This is a genomic window from Dyella sp. SG609, from assembly GCF_012275375.1.
Lineage (GTDB): Bacteria > Pseudomonadota > Gammaproteobacteria > Xanthomonadales > Rhodanobacteraceae > Dyella_D > Dyella_D marensis.
The window spans coordinates 747,065-763,396 of record NZ_JAAZQJ010000001.1; the positions used below are offsets into that span (position 1 = coordinate 747,065).

15 protein-coding genes are annotated in these 16,332 nt (G+C 68.1%); 8 read left to right on the forward strand and 7 right to left on the reverse strand.

The annotated features are described in order from the left end of the window. Positions 1-82: 82 nt before the first annotated feature. From FHW85_RS03265 to FHW85_RS03275, 3 genes are read left to right on the forward strand one after another with little or no spacing between them, the layout of a single operon-like run. Positions 83-1,072 (forward strand): SDR family oxidoreductase, encoded by a 990-nt coding sequence (locus tag FHW85_RS03265; RefSeq protein ID WP_167256987.1) that lies wholly within the window; start codon positions 83-85, stop codon positions 1,070-1,072. A 22-nt stretch (positions 1,073-1,094) separates the two neighbouring features. Then, positions 1,095-1,562 (forward strand): YetF domain-containing protein, encoded by a 468-nt coding sequence (locus FHW85_RS03270; RefSeq protein ID WP_167256988.1) that lies wholly within the window; start codon positions 1,095-1,097, stop codon positions 1,560-1,562. Next, positions 1,559-2,506 carry a cation diffusion facilitator family transporter gene (locus tag FHW85_RS03275; protein ID WP_167256989.1) on the forward strand — a complete coding sequence of 316 codons (948 nt, stop codon included), beginning with the start codon at positions 1,559-1,561 and terminating at the stop codon, positions 2,504-2,506. Before FHW85_RS03270 ends, FHW85_RS03275 begins: the two co-directional genes overlap by 4 nt. 910 nt (positions 2,507-3,416) lie before the next feature. On the opposite strand, the gene FHW85_RS03280 is transcribed toward FHW85_RS03275, so the two are convergent. After that, on the reverse strand, positions 3,417-4,736 hold the full coding sequence (locus FHW85_RS03280) for an Nramp family divalent metal transporter (protein ID WP_167256349.1): 1,320 nt from the start codon (positions 4,734-4,736) through the stop codon (positions 3,417-3,419). Positions 4,737-4,889: 153 nt separating this feature from the next. Between FHW85_RS03280 and FHW85_RS03285 the strand changes: the two genes are divergently transcribed. The 4 genes from FHW85_RS03285 (at position 4,890) to FHW85_RS03300 (ending at position 6,795) form a co-directional block, all read left to right on the forward strand. Continuing rightward, the gene (locus FHW85_RS03285) at positions 4,890-5,546 is read left to right on the forward strand and encodes a UdgX family uracil-DNA binding protein (RefSeq protein ID WP_168647287.1); all 657 of its coding nucleotides are present in this window, start codon (positions 4,890-4,892) and stop codon (positions 5,544-5,546) included. 163 nt (positions 5,547-5,709) lie between these two features. Then, on the forward strand, positions 5,710-6,111 hold the full coding sequence (locus tag FHW85_RS03290) for a CBS domain-containing protein (protein WP_168647288.1): 402 nt from the start codon (positions 5,710-5,712) through the stop codon (positions 6,109-6,111). A 70-nt stretch (positions 6,112-6,181) separates the two neighbouring features. After that, positions 6,182-6,424, forward strand: coding sequence for a hypothetical protein (locus FHW85_RS03295; protein WP_168647289.1), 243 nt, complete (start codon positions 6,182-6,184; stop codon positions 6,422-6,424). A 32-nt stretch (positions 6,425-6,456) separates the two neighbouring features. Next, positions 6,457-6,795: a hypothetical protein gene (locus FHW85_RS03300; protein ID WP_168647290.1), complete on the forward strand. Its 339-nt coding sequence runs from the start codon at positions 6,457-6,459 to the stop codon at positions 6,793-6,795. Here FHW85_RS03300 and FHW85_RS03305 read toward each other — a convergent pair. From FHW85_RS03305 to FHW85_RS03325, 5 genes are all read right to left on the reverse strand, one after another. Further along, complete coding sequence (locus FHW85_RS03305; protein ID WP_168647291.1) at positions 6,772-9,180, reverse strand: excinuclease ABC subunit UvrA; 2,409 nt, start codon at positions 9,178-9,180, stop codon at positions 6,772-6,774. The genes FHW85_RS03300 and FHW85_RS03305 overlap by 24 nt on opposite strands. A 201-nt stretch (positions 9,181-9,381) precedes the next feature. After that, positions 9,382-9,831: a VOC family protein gene (locus FHW85_RS03310; protein WP_343203602.1), complete on the reverse strand. Its 450-nt coding sequence runs from the start codon at positions 9,829-9,831 to the stop codon at positions 9,382-9,384. A gap of 5 nt (positions 9,832-9,836) precedes the next feature. Next, positions 9,837-10,310: a helix-turn-helix transcriptional regulator gene (locus tag FHW85_RS03315; RefSeq protein WP_246866616.1), complete on the reverse strand. Its 474-nt coding sequence runs from the start codon at positions 10,308-10,310 to the stop codon at positions 9,837-9,839. Between the two features lie 8 nt (positions 10,311-10,318). Continuing rightward, on the reverse strand, positions 10,319-12,391 hold the full coding sequence (locus FHW85_RS03320; RefSeq protein ID WP_168647292.1) for a PAS domain-containing protein: 2,073 nt from the start codon (positions 12,389-12,391) through the stop codon (positions 10,319-10,321). Beyond that, complete coding sequence (locus FHW85_RS03325) at positions 12,384-13,889, reverse strand: ATPase domain-containing protein (RefSeq protein WP_168647346.1); 1,506 nt, start codon at positions 13,887-13,889, stop codon at positions 12,384-12,386. Before FHW85_RS03325 ends, FHW85_RS03320 begins: the two co-directional genes overlap by 8 nt. A gap of 432 nt (positions 13,890-14,321) precedes the next feature. Between FHW85_RS03325 and FHW85_RS03330 the strand changes: the two genes are divergently transcribed. After that, positions 14,322-15,032 carry a hypothetical protein gene (locus FHW85_RS03330; RefSeq protein WP_167256331.1) on the forward strand — a complete coding sequence of 237 codons (711 nt, stop codon included), beginning with the start codon at positions 14,322-14,324 and terminating at the stop codon, positions 15,030-15,032. Between the two features lie 62 nt (positions 15,033-15,094). Here FHW85_RS03330 and FHW85_RS03335 read toward each other — a convergent pair whose 3' ends face one another. After that, the gene (locus FHW85_RS03335; protein WP_167256329.1) at positions 15,095-16,153 is read right to left on the reverse strand and encodes an AraC family transcriptional regulator; all 1,059 of its coding nucleotides are present in this window, start codon (positions 16,151-16,153) and stop codon (positions 15,095-15,097) included. Between the last annotated feature and the right edge of the window lie 179 nt (positions 16,154-16,332).

The following is a 16,332-nucleotide window of genomic DNA, read 5'->3' on the forward strand; positions in this document are numbered from 1 at the left end:
TGACAGCGGATTCATAGCGGCGAACCGACCATCGAACGCGCAAGCATGCCTTCCCACCGCTTCCGCGCGAGGACTCCTCACGATGGCCACCCGCACCCGCTCCAAGGCGACCACCGCCGCCAATCGCCAGCGCGCCGTCCAGCGCGGCATCGACGAAAAAGACCAGGCCAAGGCCGGCGCCGCGAACAAGCCGGCCAAACCCAAGCAGGCCGGCGCGCGCAAGCAGCCGGAAATCCCCTTGCCGGAACAGCACCAGGCGAAGCCGGGCAAGGAACACCAGCTGCGGCCGCGCCCTCGCTTCGAGGCACCCGATTACAAGGGCAGCGACAAGCTCAAGGGGATGGCCGCCCTGATCACCGGCGGCGACTCGGGCATCGGCCGCGCCGTCGCCGTGCTGTTCGCGCGCGAAGGCGCCGACGTCGGCATTGTCTATCTCGAATCCAGCGACGACGCGGAGGAAACCCGCCGCCATGTGGAGGAAGAGGGCGGCCGCTGCCTGCTGATCCAGGGCGACGTGGTCGATCCGGATTTCTGCCGGCAGGCGGTGGACGAAACCGTGGAGGCATTCGGCCGCCTCGACGTGCTGGTCAACAACGCCGCTTTCCAGGAACACGCCGACAGCCTGCAGGACATCACCGAAGAACATATGGATCTGACCTTCCGCACCAATCTGTACGGTTATTTCCATATGGCGCGCGCGGCGCTGCCGCATATGAAAGCCGGTGCCAGCATCATCAATACCGGCTCGGAAACCGGCCTGTTCGGCAATCCCAGGCTGCTCGACTACTCCGCCACCAAGGGTGCGATCCACGCGTTCACCCGCTCGCTGTCGGCCAACCTGGCGAAGCAGGGCATCCGCGTGAATGCGGTGGCGCCGGGGCCGGTGTGGACGCCGCTCAATCCGGCGGACCAGCCGGCGAAAAGCGTGGCGAAGTTCGGTTCGTCCAATCCCATGGGCCGCCCCGCGCAACCGGAGGAAGTGGCCCCCGCCTATGTGTTTCTCGCGGCGCCGAGCTGCGCCAGCTATATCTCCGGCGCGATCCTGCCGGTGATGGGAGGCCCCACCGGCTGAGCGGGAGGAGGGCAGGCAGCGCATGAGCATCACCGACCTCACCATGCCCTGGTACATGTTCGTGATCCGGGGCGCCGTCGCCTATATCGGCCTGCTGGCGCTGCTGCGGCTGGCCGGCAAGCGTACGTTCGGCGAGCTGTCGGCATTCGACATCGTGGTGCTGATCCTGGTGGGCGGCACCTTGCGCACGGCGATCGTGGGCGACGACAACTCCTTGCTGGGTGCGTTCATCGGCGTGGCCACCATCCTGGCGCTGGACCGCATCATCGCTTTCTTCGCCGCGCGCATGTCCGCGCTCAACCGGCTGGTGGAAGGCGAACCCGCCGTGCTGGCGCGCTATGGCCTGGTCGACCGCGAGGCGCTGCGGCGCAACAACGTGCCGATGGCGATGTTCGAGCGCGCCATGCGCGCGCAGGGCGTGCGCAGCGTCGGCGACGTGGTGGAGGCGCGGCTGGAGCCGAACGGCAAGATCACCATCGTGCATCGATGAAGACCGCGCCGACAGCGCCGGCGCGCGGACATCCCAGCCGCCGCGTCATCCTGGCGGCCCTGCTGGGCAACGGCGCCATCGCCGCCACCAAGGCCGTGGCCGCGTTCGTCACCGGCAGCTCGGCGATGTGGAGCGAGGCGGTGCATTCGGTGGTGGACACCGGCAACCAGTTCCTGCTGCTGCACGGCATGCGCCGCGCGGCGCGGCCGGCGACGCCGCGGCATCCGTTCGGGCACGGACTGGAGCTGTATTTCTGGGCCTTCATGGTGGCGATCCTGATTTTCGGCCTGGGGGCCGGCGTGTCGATCTACCAGGGCATCGACAAGATCCGCCAGCCGCATCCCATGCAGCATGTGTGGGCCAATTACGCCGTGCTGCTGGCCGCGGCCGTGTTCGAGGGCAGCGTTTGGCTGCTGGCCTTGCGCACCTTCCGCCGGCAGACGCGCCGCGCGCCGCTGCTGAGCGCGGTGCGCGCCAGCAAGGATCCCACGGTGTTCACCGTGCTGTTCGAGGACACCGCTGCGCTGCTGGGCATCCTGGTGGCGCTGGCCGGCGTCACCGCTTCGACGGTGCTGCATCAGCCCCTGTACGACGGGCTGGCCTCGGTGGTGATCGGCTTGATCCTGGCGGCGACCGCTCTGCTGCTGGCGAACGAGTGCCGCAGCCTGCTGGTCGGGGAGGCGGTGCGCCCCGAGGTGGCGGACGATGTGCGGCGGCTGGTGCTGGCGCAGGCGGAGGTGAGCGGGGTCAACGAGTTGCTGACGATGCATTTCGCGCCGCGGGAGGTGTTGCTGAATATCAGTGTTTCGTTTGTGCCGTCGTTGTCGGCGGGGGTGATTCAGGATGCGGTGAACCGCATGGAGAGGGAGATCAAGAGGATGCATCCGGAGATCCGGAGGGTGTTTATTGAGGCCCAGTCTGGGCCTCGGAAGGGGGGAGGTTAGCTCGTCATCCCGGCGTAGGCCGGGATCCAGTTTCTGTGTCGCCTGGTTTTTGCGTTACCGCGGACTGGCCGCTTATGCAGCGGGCATTCCGGACGCCTGCCGGCGCCCGGGTCACTTTCTCTTTGCTGGCCCAAAGAGAAAGTAACCAAAGAGAAATGGCCTCAAGTCAAAGGCTCGCGACGCGACTAGAAGGAGCGGTGGGCGGCTGCGGTAACTTGATTAACCTGGGTCTACACGAAACCACAGTGCGTTTACGTAGCGGCTTCTTCAACGTGCCGTGGCCGAGAGGACTTTCAAGGGCCGAGGCCAGCTTTTGCTCTTCGTTCCTGCACACCTCACGCCATCACCCCTCTCCCCTCCGGGGAGAGGGCAGGGTGAGGGGCCGGGCGGAGCGCAACGCTAAATCTTGCCGTGGCGTAGGTTGGGGTGAGCCGCAGGCGAACCCCAACACCCGCACCTTCACGCGCCTCGCCACGTTGGGGTTCGCTACGCTCACCCCAACCTACGCGGGCGTGGCGGGGTGTAATGCCGCGCTCCGCCCGAACCCTCATCCGGCTGCCGCCACCTTCTCCCGGAGGGAGAAGGATTCGACCTGAGAAGCTGAGGTAAAACGCACCGCTCAAGCTGCCTCAGTTCTTGAACATCCTCTCGGCGACGGCACGTTGAAGCACGCGTTACGTAAACGCACTGCTGTTTCGTGTAGACCCAGGTTAATCAGGTTACCGCAGCCGCCCACCGCTCCTTCTAGTCGCGTCGCGAGCAGTGGCTCTCAGGCCATTCTCTCTTTGGTTACTTTCTCTTTGGGCCAGCAAAGAGAAAGTGACCCGGGCGCCGGCAGGCGTCCGGAATGCCCGCTGCATAAGCGGCCAGTTCGCGACAGCGCAGAAAAATGCCCCCTCCCCAAAGGGAATCAACCAACCTGCCCCGGCAACGTCACAAACATCACCACATCCGCCACCCCCATCACCGCGGTGGCCACCCACCCACCCCACCTCACCCAAGGCGCCACCACATGCGCCCCCATCACCCGACGGTCCCCCGCCAGCAACACAATCACCGCCATCAGCGGCACCGCCGCCACCCCATTGATCACCGCGCTCCAGAACAGCGCCTTCATCGGATCGATCGGCGTCAGCGTAAGCGCCGTGCCCAGCAGCACCGACGCCACCAGCAAGGCATAGAACACCCGCGCCTCGCGGGGCTTCTTCTCCAGTCCGCAGGGGCGCTCCCACGCATCCGCCAGAAAGAACGCGGTCGAGCCGGCCAGCACCGGAACCGCCAGCAAACCCGTGCCGAAAATGCCGGCGGCAAACAAGGCGAACGCCAACGGACCGGCCACGGGGCGCAAGGCGGCGGCTGCATCCACCGAAGTCTGGATCTCGGTCTTGCCATGCGCATGCAGCACCACCGCCGCGGTCAGCATGATGCAGAACGCCACCGTGTTGGAGTAGAGCATGCCCACCACGGTATCGATGCGGATGCGCCGCCGCGCCTGCGGCGCCTGCTCGGGGGCCTGGTCGAGCGGATCGCGTTCGGGATCGTGGCGCAGCTCTTCCACTTCCTGCGCGGCCTGCCAGTAGAACAGGTAGGGACTGATGGTGGTGCCGAGGATGGCCACGATGGTCACCGCGTAATCCGCCTTCCATTGGATCTGCGGAATCACCAGCGCGGTCAGTGCTTCTTTCCATGGCACGTGCACCACGAACAAGGTGCCGACATAGGCGAACAGGCTGAAGGTCAGCACTTTCAGGTAGGGCGAATAGCGCGAGAAGGGAACGAAGACCTGCAGCCCCAGCGAGAGCAGGGCGGCCAATGTGCTGTACAGCAGCCGCGGCCCGCCGGCCAGCAGCTGCACCGACGCGCCCATCGCGGCGATATCGGCGCCGAGGTTGATCACATTGGCGATCGCCACCCACACCGCCAGCGTGCGCACCAGCCAGGGCGGAAAGCGGCAGGCCATATTGCGCGCCAGGCCCTTGCCGGTGGTGCGGCCGATCATGGCGCTGGCGGCCTGGATCGCCACCATCAGCGGGATCGACAGCAGCACCGACCACAAGGTGCCGACGCCGTACTTCGCGCCGGCCTGCGAGTACGTGGCGATGCCGCTGGGATCGTCGTCGGCGGCGCCGGTGATCAGGCCGGCGCTCAGGCGCTTGAGCCAGGACGTGCGCGGCTGCGCTTGCGCCGGATTTCGGGCGCGATCGGAAGGCGGCTGTTTGCTCGAGGACATGCGGCTGCGTGGTGGCAAGTGATGCCGCAGCATCGGCCGCGCGCTTTCACGCATGCGTGAATTCCGCCGTGGGGTTGCGTGAGCGCCGCATGCTCCGGTTCGTTGACACGCAGTGCATCGGTTTTTCAGCTGCGATCGGTTAATCCGTGCCGCATGCCGCGTTCGACCGAACCCGCCACCGTCCTGCCGCTGGCCAGGCCGCCAGAGCATATTCCGGCCGGCGCGCTCGCCACGGTGCGGCGCAAGGCGAAGCGATGCCACGACTGTCCGTTGTGGATGCACGCCACCCAGACCGTCTTCGGCGTGGGGCCGGCGCATGCGCAGGTGATGCTGATCGGCGAGCAGCCCGGCGCGCAGGAGGATCTGCAGGGCGAGCCTTTCGTCGGCCCCGCCGGCCGCGTGCTGGACAAGGCGCTGGCGCAGGCGGGGTTGAGCCGCGAAGCGATCTATCTCACCAACACCGTCAAGCATTTCAAGTTCGAGCCGCGCGGCAAGGCGCGCCTGCACAAGCGCGCCAATGCCGCCGAGCAGGCCGCCTGCCGCCAGTGGCTGGCGGCGGAACTGCTCAAGGTGAAACCGCGGCTGCTCGTGGCGATGGGCGCGATGGCGGCACAGGCGCTGTTCGGCGCGCGCTTCCGCATCACGCAGCAGCGCGGGCAATGGCTGCCGCTGGCCGCGGGCGCGCAGGGCATCGCCACCTGGCATCCTTCCTACGTGCTGCGCGCGCGCGACGATGAATCGCGCGAACGCATCTACGCCGAGCTGGCGCAAGACCTGAGCCTGGTCGCCGCCCGCCTTGCCGCGGGATGAACGAAGCCGCGGCTGTGGAAGAGCCTGTTGACCCTCTGCACGCATCGCTTTCAATCGCCGGTACGCACCATGCAGGCGTGCGGATCGCAGCGTGTGCTCCGCCTGGGCGCAGCGCAATGCGCCACGGAGGATGGGAGAAAACGCAATGAAGGCAAGAGACATCATGACCCCGCAGCCGCGCTGCTGCTCCGCCGACGACACGCTCGAACACGCGGCGCGGATCATGCTGGAAGAGGACGTCGGCGAAGTGCCGGTGATCGATGCGCAGCGCCGTCTGGCCGGCGTCATCACCGATCGCGACATCGTGGTGCGCTGCGTCGCCAACGGCGAGCGCACGGACCAGTCGCGGGTCGGGCAGTGCATGACCGCCCCGGCCAGGACCTTGCAGCAGGATGCCACGCTGGAAGAGGTTGCCAACCTGATGAAGGGCGAGCGCATCCGGCGCGTGCCGATCACCGACGGCGACGGCGAAATCTGCGGCATCGTGGCCCTGGCCGACCTGGAGCGCACCGATGCGCGCTCGCTCAAGGCCGAGGTGTCCGAGCGCGTCGCCACGCCCCATTGAGCGCAGCGCCGCGTGCATGGCGCGCCGGCGCGCGCACCGCTTTCCATTCCACGACGACACGAGGCATCCCATGAAACGCTTCAGCGCATACGCGACCACCGTTCTCAGCATCGCCTTGCTCGCCGCGGCCGGCTGTTCCGGCCGCAACGACAGTACCGACTCCAATGCGGGCGGCACCACGCCGTCCACGTCCGCCAGCGCGCCGGCCGCCACGCCGCCGCCGCCGGCCATGTCGCCGACCAGCTCCACGCTGCCGCCGGCCTCCAACGCTTCCTCGCCGGCGCCGGCGCCGGCCAGCACAGCCGCGCATTGACCTGAAGCAGGAGGCGCGGCGGGACTCATGACATGACCTGCCTTTTCGCTGTACTCGATTCCGACATCCATGTTTCCCGCCGCACCTGCGCCGGGCTGCACGCGCCTTCGACGTTCTCCTGGACCGGCATCGCCGGCCCGGGCGACGTGCCCGCACCCACGCCCGACCCGGTGAAGCCGCCGGGTCCACCTGCGCCGGACCCCACGCCGCTGCCCGATTCGCCAGAGATTCCGCCCTTGCCCGAACCGCATACGCCGCCGGTCACCGATCCGGACGTTCCGGCCCCGGTGATCGACCCGGTGCCGCCGCCGGATCAGCGGCCGCGGGCATGGTTCGGCATCGGCGCCCTAGGCAGTCGCGCGCGTTTTTGACTTGCCGCCCTTGCGTGCGGCGGAGGCCCCGACGTAGTCGGCCAGATGCTGGCCGGTGAGCGTGGCGCGCGTATCGACCAGCTGCGCCGGCGTGCCTTCGAACACCACGCGTCCGCCGTCGTGGCCGGCGCCGGGGCCTAAGTCGATGATCCAGTCCGCATGCGCCATCACCGCCTGGTGGTGCTCGATCACCAGCACCGACTTGCCGGCATCGACCAGGCGGTCGAGCAGCGCGAGCAATTGATCCACGTCGGCCAGATGCAGGCCGCTGGTGGGTTCGTCCAATACATAGATGCCGCCTTTTTCGCCCATGTGCGTGGCCAGCTTCAGCCGCTGGCGCTCGCCGCCGGAGAGCGTGGTGAGCGGTTGGCCGATGCCCAGATAGCCCAGGCCCACATCGGCGAGGCGTTCGAGCACCGCATGCGCGGCCGGCACGCGGGTCTTGCCGGCGCCGAAGAACGCCAGCGCCTCGTCCACCGGCATCGCCAGCACCTGGCTGATGTCCTTGCCGCCGAACGTGTACTTCAGCACCTCCGCCTGGAAGCGCCTGCCTTCGCATTCCTCGCAGATGCTGGCGACGCCGGCCATCATCGCCAGGTCCGCATACACCACGCCGGCGCCGTTGCAGGTGGGGCAGGCGCCTTCGGAGTTGGCGCTGAACAAGGCGGGCTTCACCTGGTTGGCTTTCGCGAACGCATTGCGGATGGCGTCGAGCATGCCGGTATAGGTGGCCGGATTGCTGCGGCGCGAGCCGCGCACCGGCGCCTGGTCGATCGCCACCACGCCGTCCTGGTTCGCCACCGAGCCGTGGATCAGCGAGCTCTTGCCGGAACCCGCCACGCCGGTAAGCACGGTGAGTACGCCGAGCGGAATATCGACGTTGACGTTCTTCAGATTGTGCGTCTTCGCGCCGCGCACCTTCAGCGTGCCGGTGGGCTTGCGCACCGACGGCTTCAGCGCGGCGCGGTCGTCCAGATGCCGGCCGGTAAGCGTGCCGCTGGCGCGCAGTGCTTCGACGCTGCCTTCGAACACCACCTTGCCGCCGGCGGAGCCGGCGCCGGGACCCAGGTCGATCACGTGGTCGGCGATGGCGATCACCTCCGGCTTGTGCTCCACCACCAGCACCGTATTGCCCTTGTCGCGCAGCTGCAGCAGCAGCTCGTTCATGCGCTGGATGTCGTGCGGATGCAGGCCGATGGTCGGCTCGTCGAACACGTAGGTGACGTCGGTGAGCGCCGAACCCAAGTGCCGGATCATCCTGGTGCGCTGCGCCTCGCCGCCCGAGAGCGTGCCGGCCGGGCGCTCCAGCGAGAGATAGCCCAGGCCGATCTCCACGAAGGAGTCCAGCGTATGCAGCAGCTTGGCCAGCAGGGGCGCCACCGAAGGCTCCTTCAGGCTGCGCACCCACACGGCCAGGTCGCTGATCTGCATCGCGCAGGCGTCGGCGATATGGAGCTTGCCGATCTTGGACGAGCGCGCGCCTTCGCTCAGCCGCGTGCCGTTGCAGTCGGGGCAGGTGCTGAAGGTGACCACGCGCTCGACGAAGGCGCGCACGTGCGGCTGCATGGCGTCGACGTCCTTGGCCAGCATGGATTTCTGCAGCTTCGGGATCAGCCCCTCGTAGGTGAGGTTGATGCCGTCGACCTTGATCCTGGTCGGCTCCTTGTAGAGCAGGTCGTGCAGTTCCTTCTTGCTGAACTTGCGGATCGGCTTGTCCGGATCGAAGAAGCCGCAGCCGCTGAAGATGCGGCCGAACCAGCCGTCCATGCTGTAGCCGGGAATCTTCAGCGCGCCTTCGTTGAGCGACTTGGCATCGTCGTACATCTGCGCCAGGTCGAAGTCCGTCACCGCGCCGCGGCCTTCGCAGCGCGGGCACATGCCGCCGGTGCGGTTGAAGGTTTCCTTCACCGTTTTCGTCTTCGCACCGCGCTCGACGGTGATCGCGCCGGCCGCCTTCACCGTGGGCACGTTGAAGGCGAATGCGCTGGGCGGACCGATATGCGGCTTGCCCAGGCGGCTGAACAAGATGCGCAGCATGGCGTTGGCATCGGTGGCGGTGCCGACGGTGGAGCGCGGGTCGGCGCCCATGCGTTCCTGGTCGATCACGATGGCCGTGGTCAGGCCTTCGAGCACGTCCACGTCCGGGCGCGCCAGCGTGGGCATGAAGCCCTGCACGAAGGCGCTGTAGGTCTCGTTGATCAGCCGCTGCGATTCGGCGGCGATGGTGCCGAACACCAGCGAGCTCTTGCCGGAGCCGGAGACGCCGGTGAAGACGGTGAGCCGCCGCTTGGGGATGGCGACGCTGACGTCCTTGAGGTTGTTGACGCGGGCGCCGTGGACGCGGATGAGGTCGTGGGGGGAGGCGGGTGGCTTGGCCTTGCTCATCGTTGGTCCTCTATCTATCGAGGCGTAGGTTGGGGTGAGCCGCAGGCGACTGCGAAGGCAGGATGCCGTAGCGAACATCCGCATAGCGGATGGCCCGAAGGGCGGGCTGCTGATGCAGCCCGTAACCCCCAACAGGCCCTGCATCGCGCTGCCACGTTGGGGTTCGCTGCGCTCACCCCAACCTACGCCGTAGCTTGTTGTTCAGCGCAGCTGCTGGATCCGCAGCATGTTCCCCGCCGGATCGCGCACCGCGCAATCGCGCACCCCATACGGCTGGTCCGTCGGCTCCTGCACGATGTCCGCATCCCGCGCCTGCAGCTTCTCGAACGCGCCGGCCAGGTCGTGCGTGGCCAGCAGCAGGATGCCGAAGGTGCCCTTGGCCATCATCTCGGCGATGGTGCGGCGCTCCTCGTCGGTGATGCCGGGACTGGCTTCCGGCGGGTACAGCACGATATTGACGGCGGGCTGGCCGGCGGGGCCGACGGTGATCCAGCGCTTGCCGCCGTAGCCGACGTCGTTGCGCACTTCGAAGCCCAGTGTGTCGCGGTAGAAGGCCAGCGCGGCGTCGGGGTCGTTCTGGGGCAGGAAGCTGGAGTGGATGCGGATGTCCATGGCGAAGCTCTCAGGTGGGTTGGCGTGGGGTCGGTCCACGGCGCTCAATCTATCTGGGGCCCGGTTTCCGCCGCTTCTCGATTCCTGATCGGCCGCGTGACCTGCCGGGCTACGCAGGAGGGCAGGCCGCTGGTGATCCGGGCCTGCTGCTTGCGGTAGGCGCCGGGCGACATGCCCACCAGCTCGGCGAAGCGCGTGCTGAAGGTGCCCAGCGAGGCGCAGCCCACTTCGAGGCAGACCTCGGTCACGGCAAGGTCGCCGCGGCGCAGCAGCGACATGGCGCGTTCAATGCGGCGCGTCATCAGATACGAGTACGGCGATTCGCCATAGGCGAGGCGGAACTGCCGGCTGAGATGCCCGGCCGACATGCCGATGTCGCTGGCCAGCGCTTCGACGTTGAGCGGCCGGGCGTACTCGCGGTCGATGCGGTCGCGCACGCGGCGCAGGCGCGCCAGGTCGCGCAGGTGAGTGGAAGATGCGGGCTTGTCGCTCATCGCGCGGATCGTGTCACGCGCCATGCGGCGGCTCAAGTGAGGCTTGCGCGCCCCGTGGCGCCGACCAGCGCATCCATCACCGCCTGGCTGAATGCATCCAGCGCGAACGGCTTGGCGATCATCGCCATGTTCGGCCCCAGGAACTCCGACTTCACCGCCGCATTCTCCGCATAGCCGGTCATGAACAGCACCGGCGTGGCCGGGTGCCGCTGGCGGAACAGCTCGGCAAGCTGGCGCCCGTTCATGCCGGGCAGGCCCACGTCGGTGACCAGCAGGTCGACGTGGCCGAGCGAGGCGAGCTGCGTCATCGCATCGTTCGCATCGCATGCGGTCACCACCACGTAGCCCAGTTCCTCGAGCAGGAAATTGACCAGCAGCCGCACCTGCTCGTCGTCCTCCACCACCAGGATCAGCTGCCCTTCGCCCTTGGACGCTTCCACCGCCTGGTGCTGCGCGGCGGCCACGGCGGTGCTGGGCGCGACCGGCAGGTAGAGCGAGATGGTGGTGCCGCCGCCGGGCGAGGACTGCAGGTCGACGAAGCCCTTCGACTGCTGCACGAAGCCATAGATCATCGACAGGCCAAGGCCGGTGCCCTGGCCGATCGGCTTGGTGGTGAAGAACGGCTCGAACACCCGCTCCTTCACGGCCGGCTCCATGCCGACGCCGTCGTCGGCCACTTCCACCACCACGTAGCCGCCGGCATGGGCCTCGCTGCCGTTGTGCGGGAACGGTATGGACGCAGCGCCGCGCGTGGCGATCCGCAGTCGCCCGCCATCGGGCATGGCGTCGCGGGCATTGATGCACAGGTTGAGCAGGGCGCTTTCCAGCTGGTTGGCATCCACCAGGGCCTTGTCCAGCGCGCCGGACAGCTCGATCGCGATGCGGATGCGTTCGCCCAGGGTCTGCGTGAGCAGCATATGCATGGACTGGATCAGAGCATTGACGTCCACCGGATTCGGATCCAGCGACTGCCGCCGCGAGAACGCCAGCAGGCGCTGGGTCAGCGCGGCGGCGCGGCGCGCGGATTCCGTCGCCGCGCGCACCACCTTGGCGGTGCGCTCGTCGTGCGCGCGCAGGGTGACGATGTCCAGCGCGCCGATGATGCTGGTGAGCATATTGTTGAAGTCGTGCGCGATGCCGCCGGTGAGCTGGCCCACGGCTTCCATCTTCTGCGCCTGGCGCAGCGCGGCCTCGCTTTCCGAGCGCGCCTGCATTTCCTCGCGCAGCGCGGCGGTGCGTTCCTCCACGCGTTTCTCCAGCCGTGCCGCGGCCTGGCTGATCGATTCCAGTGCGTCCTTGCGCTCGGTGATGTCGGTGGCGAACAGATGCATGCCGTCGATGCGGCCATCGTCGAGCCGGCGCGGCAGGTAGCGGACTTCCGCCTCGCGGCGCCGGCCGTCGGGATGCGGCCAGGCCAGGTCGATCAGTCCGGGCTTGCCGGCCAGTGCGTTGCGGACCGCCTCGGCATGCGCGGCCCAGCACGCCGGCCCGAACACTTCCTCGAAGGTCTGGCCCGGCATGCCGGCGGGGTCGATGCCGAACCAGTCCTGGTGCGCGCGGTTGGCGAAGCGGTAGCGCAGCTCCGGGTCGATCAGCGCGATCAGCACCGGCAGCGCGTCGGCGATGCGCCGCAGTTCCGCCTCGCTGTCGGCCAAGGCCTTGCGGCTGGCGGCCAGGTCGTCCATGCGGTCGCGGATCTCGAACTGCTTCTGCCGCGCGCGCATGGCGGCTTCCACCGCGCTGAGCAGGGAGGCCGCGCCGATCGGGCGCTCCAGCTCGATCAGGTTCAGCACGGTGCGCGGCAGCGGCGAGGTGTGCGCATCGCGCGAGGGCCGCGCGGACTGCAGCACCACGAACGGAATATCCGACCAGGCCGGCTGCGCGGCGAGCGCGCGCTGGATCGCTTCGGTGCCGTGCTCCAGCGCCTCCTGGGTGAGCAGGATCACGCCGGTGCGCTGGTCGATCGCATCGGCCAGCGCGCGCTGGTCCGGATACAGCGCGGTCTGGTAGCCATGCCTGGCCAGCACGTCGGCGAGGTTTTCGCCATCGCGCTGCCAGGGCGCCACGATCTGCACCCGATCGCCGCGCGGCGCCGCCTCAGGCATCCCGGCTTTCCAGCAGCGGGCGGCCTTCGCCGATGAATTCGGGCGTACCTGTCAGCACGCCGCGGAAGTTGGCCAGCGGCTCGCCGACGCGCAGGCCCCGGCCGTCGATGAAGAGCTCGCGGATGGTGTCCTCGTGCTTGCCGCTGCGGTTCTTGATCACCGAGATGGCCTTGCGGATGCGTCCCTTCGCTTCGAAAAAGCGCAGCAGGATCACCGTGTCCGCGATATAGGACACATTGAGCTGGCCGGTATCCAGGCTTCCCACCAGGCCGAACAGCGGGTTGATCAGGAAGGTGGTCACGCCGGACTGATTGAGGAAGGCCAGCAGCTCGTGCATCTGCAGCAGCAGGTGCTTCTCCTGCGGCATGGCCGAGAGATAGCCGTTGAGGCTGTCGATCACCACCATCTTGCATTGCTGTTCCCGCACCGCGCGGAACACCCGCCAGGTGAATTCGCCGGGCGACATTTCCGCGGGATCGACCTGGACGACGTCGAGCAGGCCTTGCTCGATGTAGCGGGAGAGCGGGATGCCCATCGTTTCCGCGCGGCCGAGCAGGGTGCTGATGCGCTCGTCGAATTCATAGACCTGGCAATGCTCGCCGCGCGCGCAGGCGGCGCCGACGTACTGCAGGGCCAGCGTGGTCTTGCCGGTGCCGGCGGGGCCGGTGAGCAGGGTGCTGGTGCCGCGCAGGAAACCGCCGCCGGTAAGCGCATCCAGCTGCGGCACGCCGCTGAGGGTGGCCTCGTTGTCGAAGGGCACGTGATGCCCGGCGGCGACCAGCCGCGGATATACCTGCACGCCGCCGGTATGGATGCTCAGGTCGTGGTAGCCGGCGATGAAGGACTGTCCGCGCAGCTTCTGCACCTGCAGGCGCCGCCGCGCCGCGCCGAACTCCAGCGCGAAGCGTTCCAGCGAGATCACGCCGTGGCTGATGCTGTGCAGATGCGTGTCGCGGTCGCGGCCTTCGCTGGTGAGGTCGTCGATGAACAGCACCGTGGTGTTGAGCGGCGCGAAGAACTGCTTGAGTGCCAGCACCTGGCGGCGGTAGCGCAGCGGATCCTGCGCGAGCAGGCGCAGTTCGGACAGGCTGTCGAAGACCACGCGCACGGGTTCGATCCGCGCCACTTCCTGCCGGATCAGGCGGACGGTTTCGCCCAGCTCCACTTCCCAGGAATGGAACACCGACTGGTTGCGTCCCTCGCCGAGCACTTCTTCCACCGACGACAGTTCGAACAGGTCGATGCCGTGCAGATCCCAGCCATGCGAAGCGGCGACCTCGACGAGCTCTTCGGCGGTTTCCGACAAGGTGATGTAGAGGCAGCGCTCGCCCGACTTGACGCCTTCGAGCAGGAACTGCAGCGAGAGCGTGGTCTTGCCGGAACCCGGCTGTCCTTCGAGCAGATAGAGATGGCCGGTCGGAAGTCCACCCTGCAGCACGGCATCGAGGCCGGGCACGCCGAAACGACAGCGGGAAGAGACGGGCATAAGCTCATCCAGTGGTGCGGGGGGCCTATTCTTGGGAAGCAGCCGAAGAAATCCGTGGGGACACCGTGAAAGCTGCGTAGACATTTACCGCGAATGGCGCGGCTGCGCCGATACGGCGCGACGCACGGCTGGCCTCCCATGACGCGGCGCCGGCCCCAAATCACCTGGGTTTGCGGCCGCGGATACGGATACTGAAGCCATTCCGTGACCGGCCGCACGCATGCATTGCGTGTATCCGCACGGTTCGATGCGATGTCCCGCACGCTTCGGTTGGCAGGCTTTCGAGCTCGCTGCTGCGATCATCGCTACCCATGCGCCTTCCCGTGTTGCTGTTGCCGGGATACCAGGCGCGCCGTCGTCTCCGAGCATGTTCTTCTGGCCGCCATGTCACGTCATACCTCTCTGCTTGCACGGGAACGGATCCCGCCGCTTCGTGACCAGGGATTGGAATGGATCGACGATCCCCGTTTCGCGTTTCCCTTCCTGCTGCGCAAGGGCGGCTACGGCTATGTCGCGTCGCTGCTCGTGCTGCTGCACGAGGCGGGCGGCAGCGAAACGCAGTTCGCCGCGGTGGCCGAAGGTGTCGCCGAAGGCGTGGCGGTGGTGATGCCGCGCGCCTGCGTGCCCTTGCGGCGCGGCGCGTTCGCGTGGGATATGGCGGCGCTCGATGCGGGCGACCAGGCGATGAGCCCGGCGTTCCGTGCCAGCCTCGAGGGCATGCTCGGTTTCGTCGGCATGCTGCAGGCGTGGCTGGGCGTGGATGCCTCGCGCACCGCGGTCGCGGGTTTCGGCCAGGGCGGCCTGCTGGCGGCGTCGATGGCGCTGGATGCGAGCCGGCCCGCGCATGGGCTGGGCTTGCTGGGCGGGCGCCTGCCGGCGCCGGGCGAGCTGCTGGAGATGGGAGCGGAACAGGGGCATCTGCACGTGTTCGTCGGGCATGGCGTGCTGGACGAGCAGATACCGCTGGAGCACGCGGAGCACACCGTGGTGCAGCTGTCGCGCCATGGCGCCGCCTGCCGGCAGCGGCGCTATCTGGCCAAGCACGAATTGACGCCGCAGATGCGCGGCGACTTCAGGGCGTGGTTCAACGAGTCGTGGCTGGACCGCACCGTGCTGGCTTCGCCGCTCAAGGGCGGTACGCGCCTGTTCGGTTGATGCGCTGAGTTTTTTGGGCCGCGCCGCGCACCGCCATCGGCGTTGCGCAGCGCGGCTTTTTTTTACGCCGCTGCGCGGAAAACCTGGCGCAGCGGCGTGACCTTGGACACCTGTTCCGCCCGGTAGCTGCCGGGCGCCTTGCCGGTCCAGCGGCGGAAGGCGCGGGCGAAGTTGGCCTGGTCGGTGTAGCCGACCAGGCTGGCGATGTCTTCCAGGCGCAGCGAGGGATTGCTCATCGCGCGCAGGGCTTCGCGCTTGCGCACTTCGTCGACCAGGGTGCGGTAGCTCCAGCCTTCTTCCTGCAGCCGGCGCTTCAAGGTGCGGGTGGAGACGCACAGCGCCTTGGCGGCGGCTTCGATCGGGAAGCTCAGGTCCAGGCGGCGCTCCAGCAGGTGCTCGACGCGGCCCGCCCAGTCGCCGGGGCGGCGCACGCGCGCGTGTTCCTGCTCGCACTGCTGCAGCAGCACGTCGAGCACGCCCGCATGCGCGCTGGCGATCGGCGCCGCCAGGCTGGCGCTGGACACGATCAGGCGCACCTGGCCCGGATCGCCGGCCAGGGCCGGCATGGGATGGTGGCGCGTGGCGGCCACCGCGCGGCTCAGCGCCCGCGCCGGCAGATACAGCGCCATCGCCTGCGGCGGCAGCCCGGCCAGCTGCTCGCACAGACCCAGGGTGAAGCCGACGAAGCGGTCCAGCGCGAACGAGCGGCCGGGCAGCAGGGGGTAGAGGTCGCGGACGGTGAATTCGACGCCGCCCGGCACCACCGCCTGGCGCAGTTCGAAACCGCCGGCCAGGGTGGGGGCGAAGCGCGCCCACAGCTTCAGCGCCTCGCCCAGGGTCGGGCAGCTCAGCAGGGCGAAGCCGAGCACGCCGTGTTCGGCGACCCGGCAGGCGCGGCCGGCCAGGTGGCCGAGTTCCGGTACGCCCAGGCTTTCTACCCGGGTGCACCACTGGTCATCCAGGCGGAGGGCGACGCTGCCTTCGCTCCCGGCCTGGGCCAGCGGCCGGTCGAGTTCGTCGAAGGCATGCGTGACCGGTCCGCCGTGGGCGACCAGCAGGCGGCGCAGGGTGAAGGTATGGGCGGCAGGTACGACCAGGCGGTCGGGCGGCATCGGTGACATCGCGGTCTCCAGCTCTCCGCGGGCTGCGGAGCGATGAGACGCAAGTCTCGATTTCTACGCCGGATTGGCATTCGCGAGGGATGAACGAAGCATGCGTTTTCGATGTGCAGGGGGTTCTATATAAAGGAGTAGCGCCCCCCCGGGCTTGCTCCGAGGGGCTGCGCGGCGGACTTTTGCCA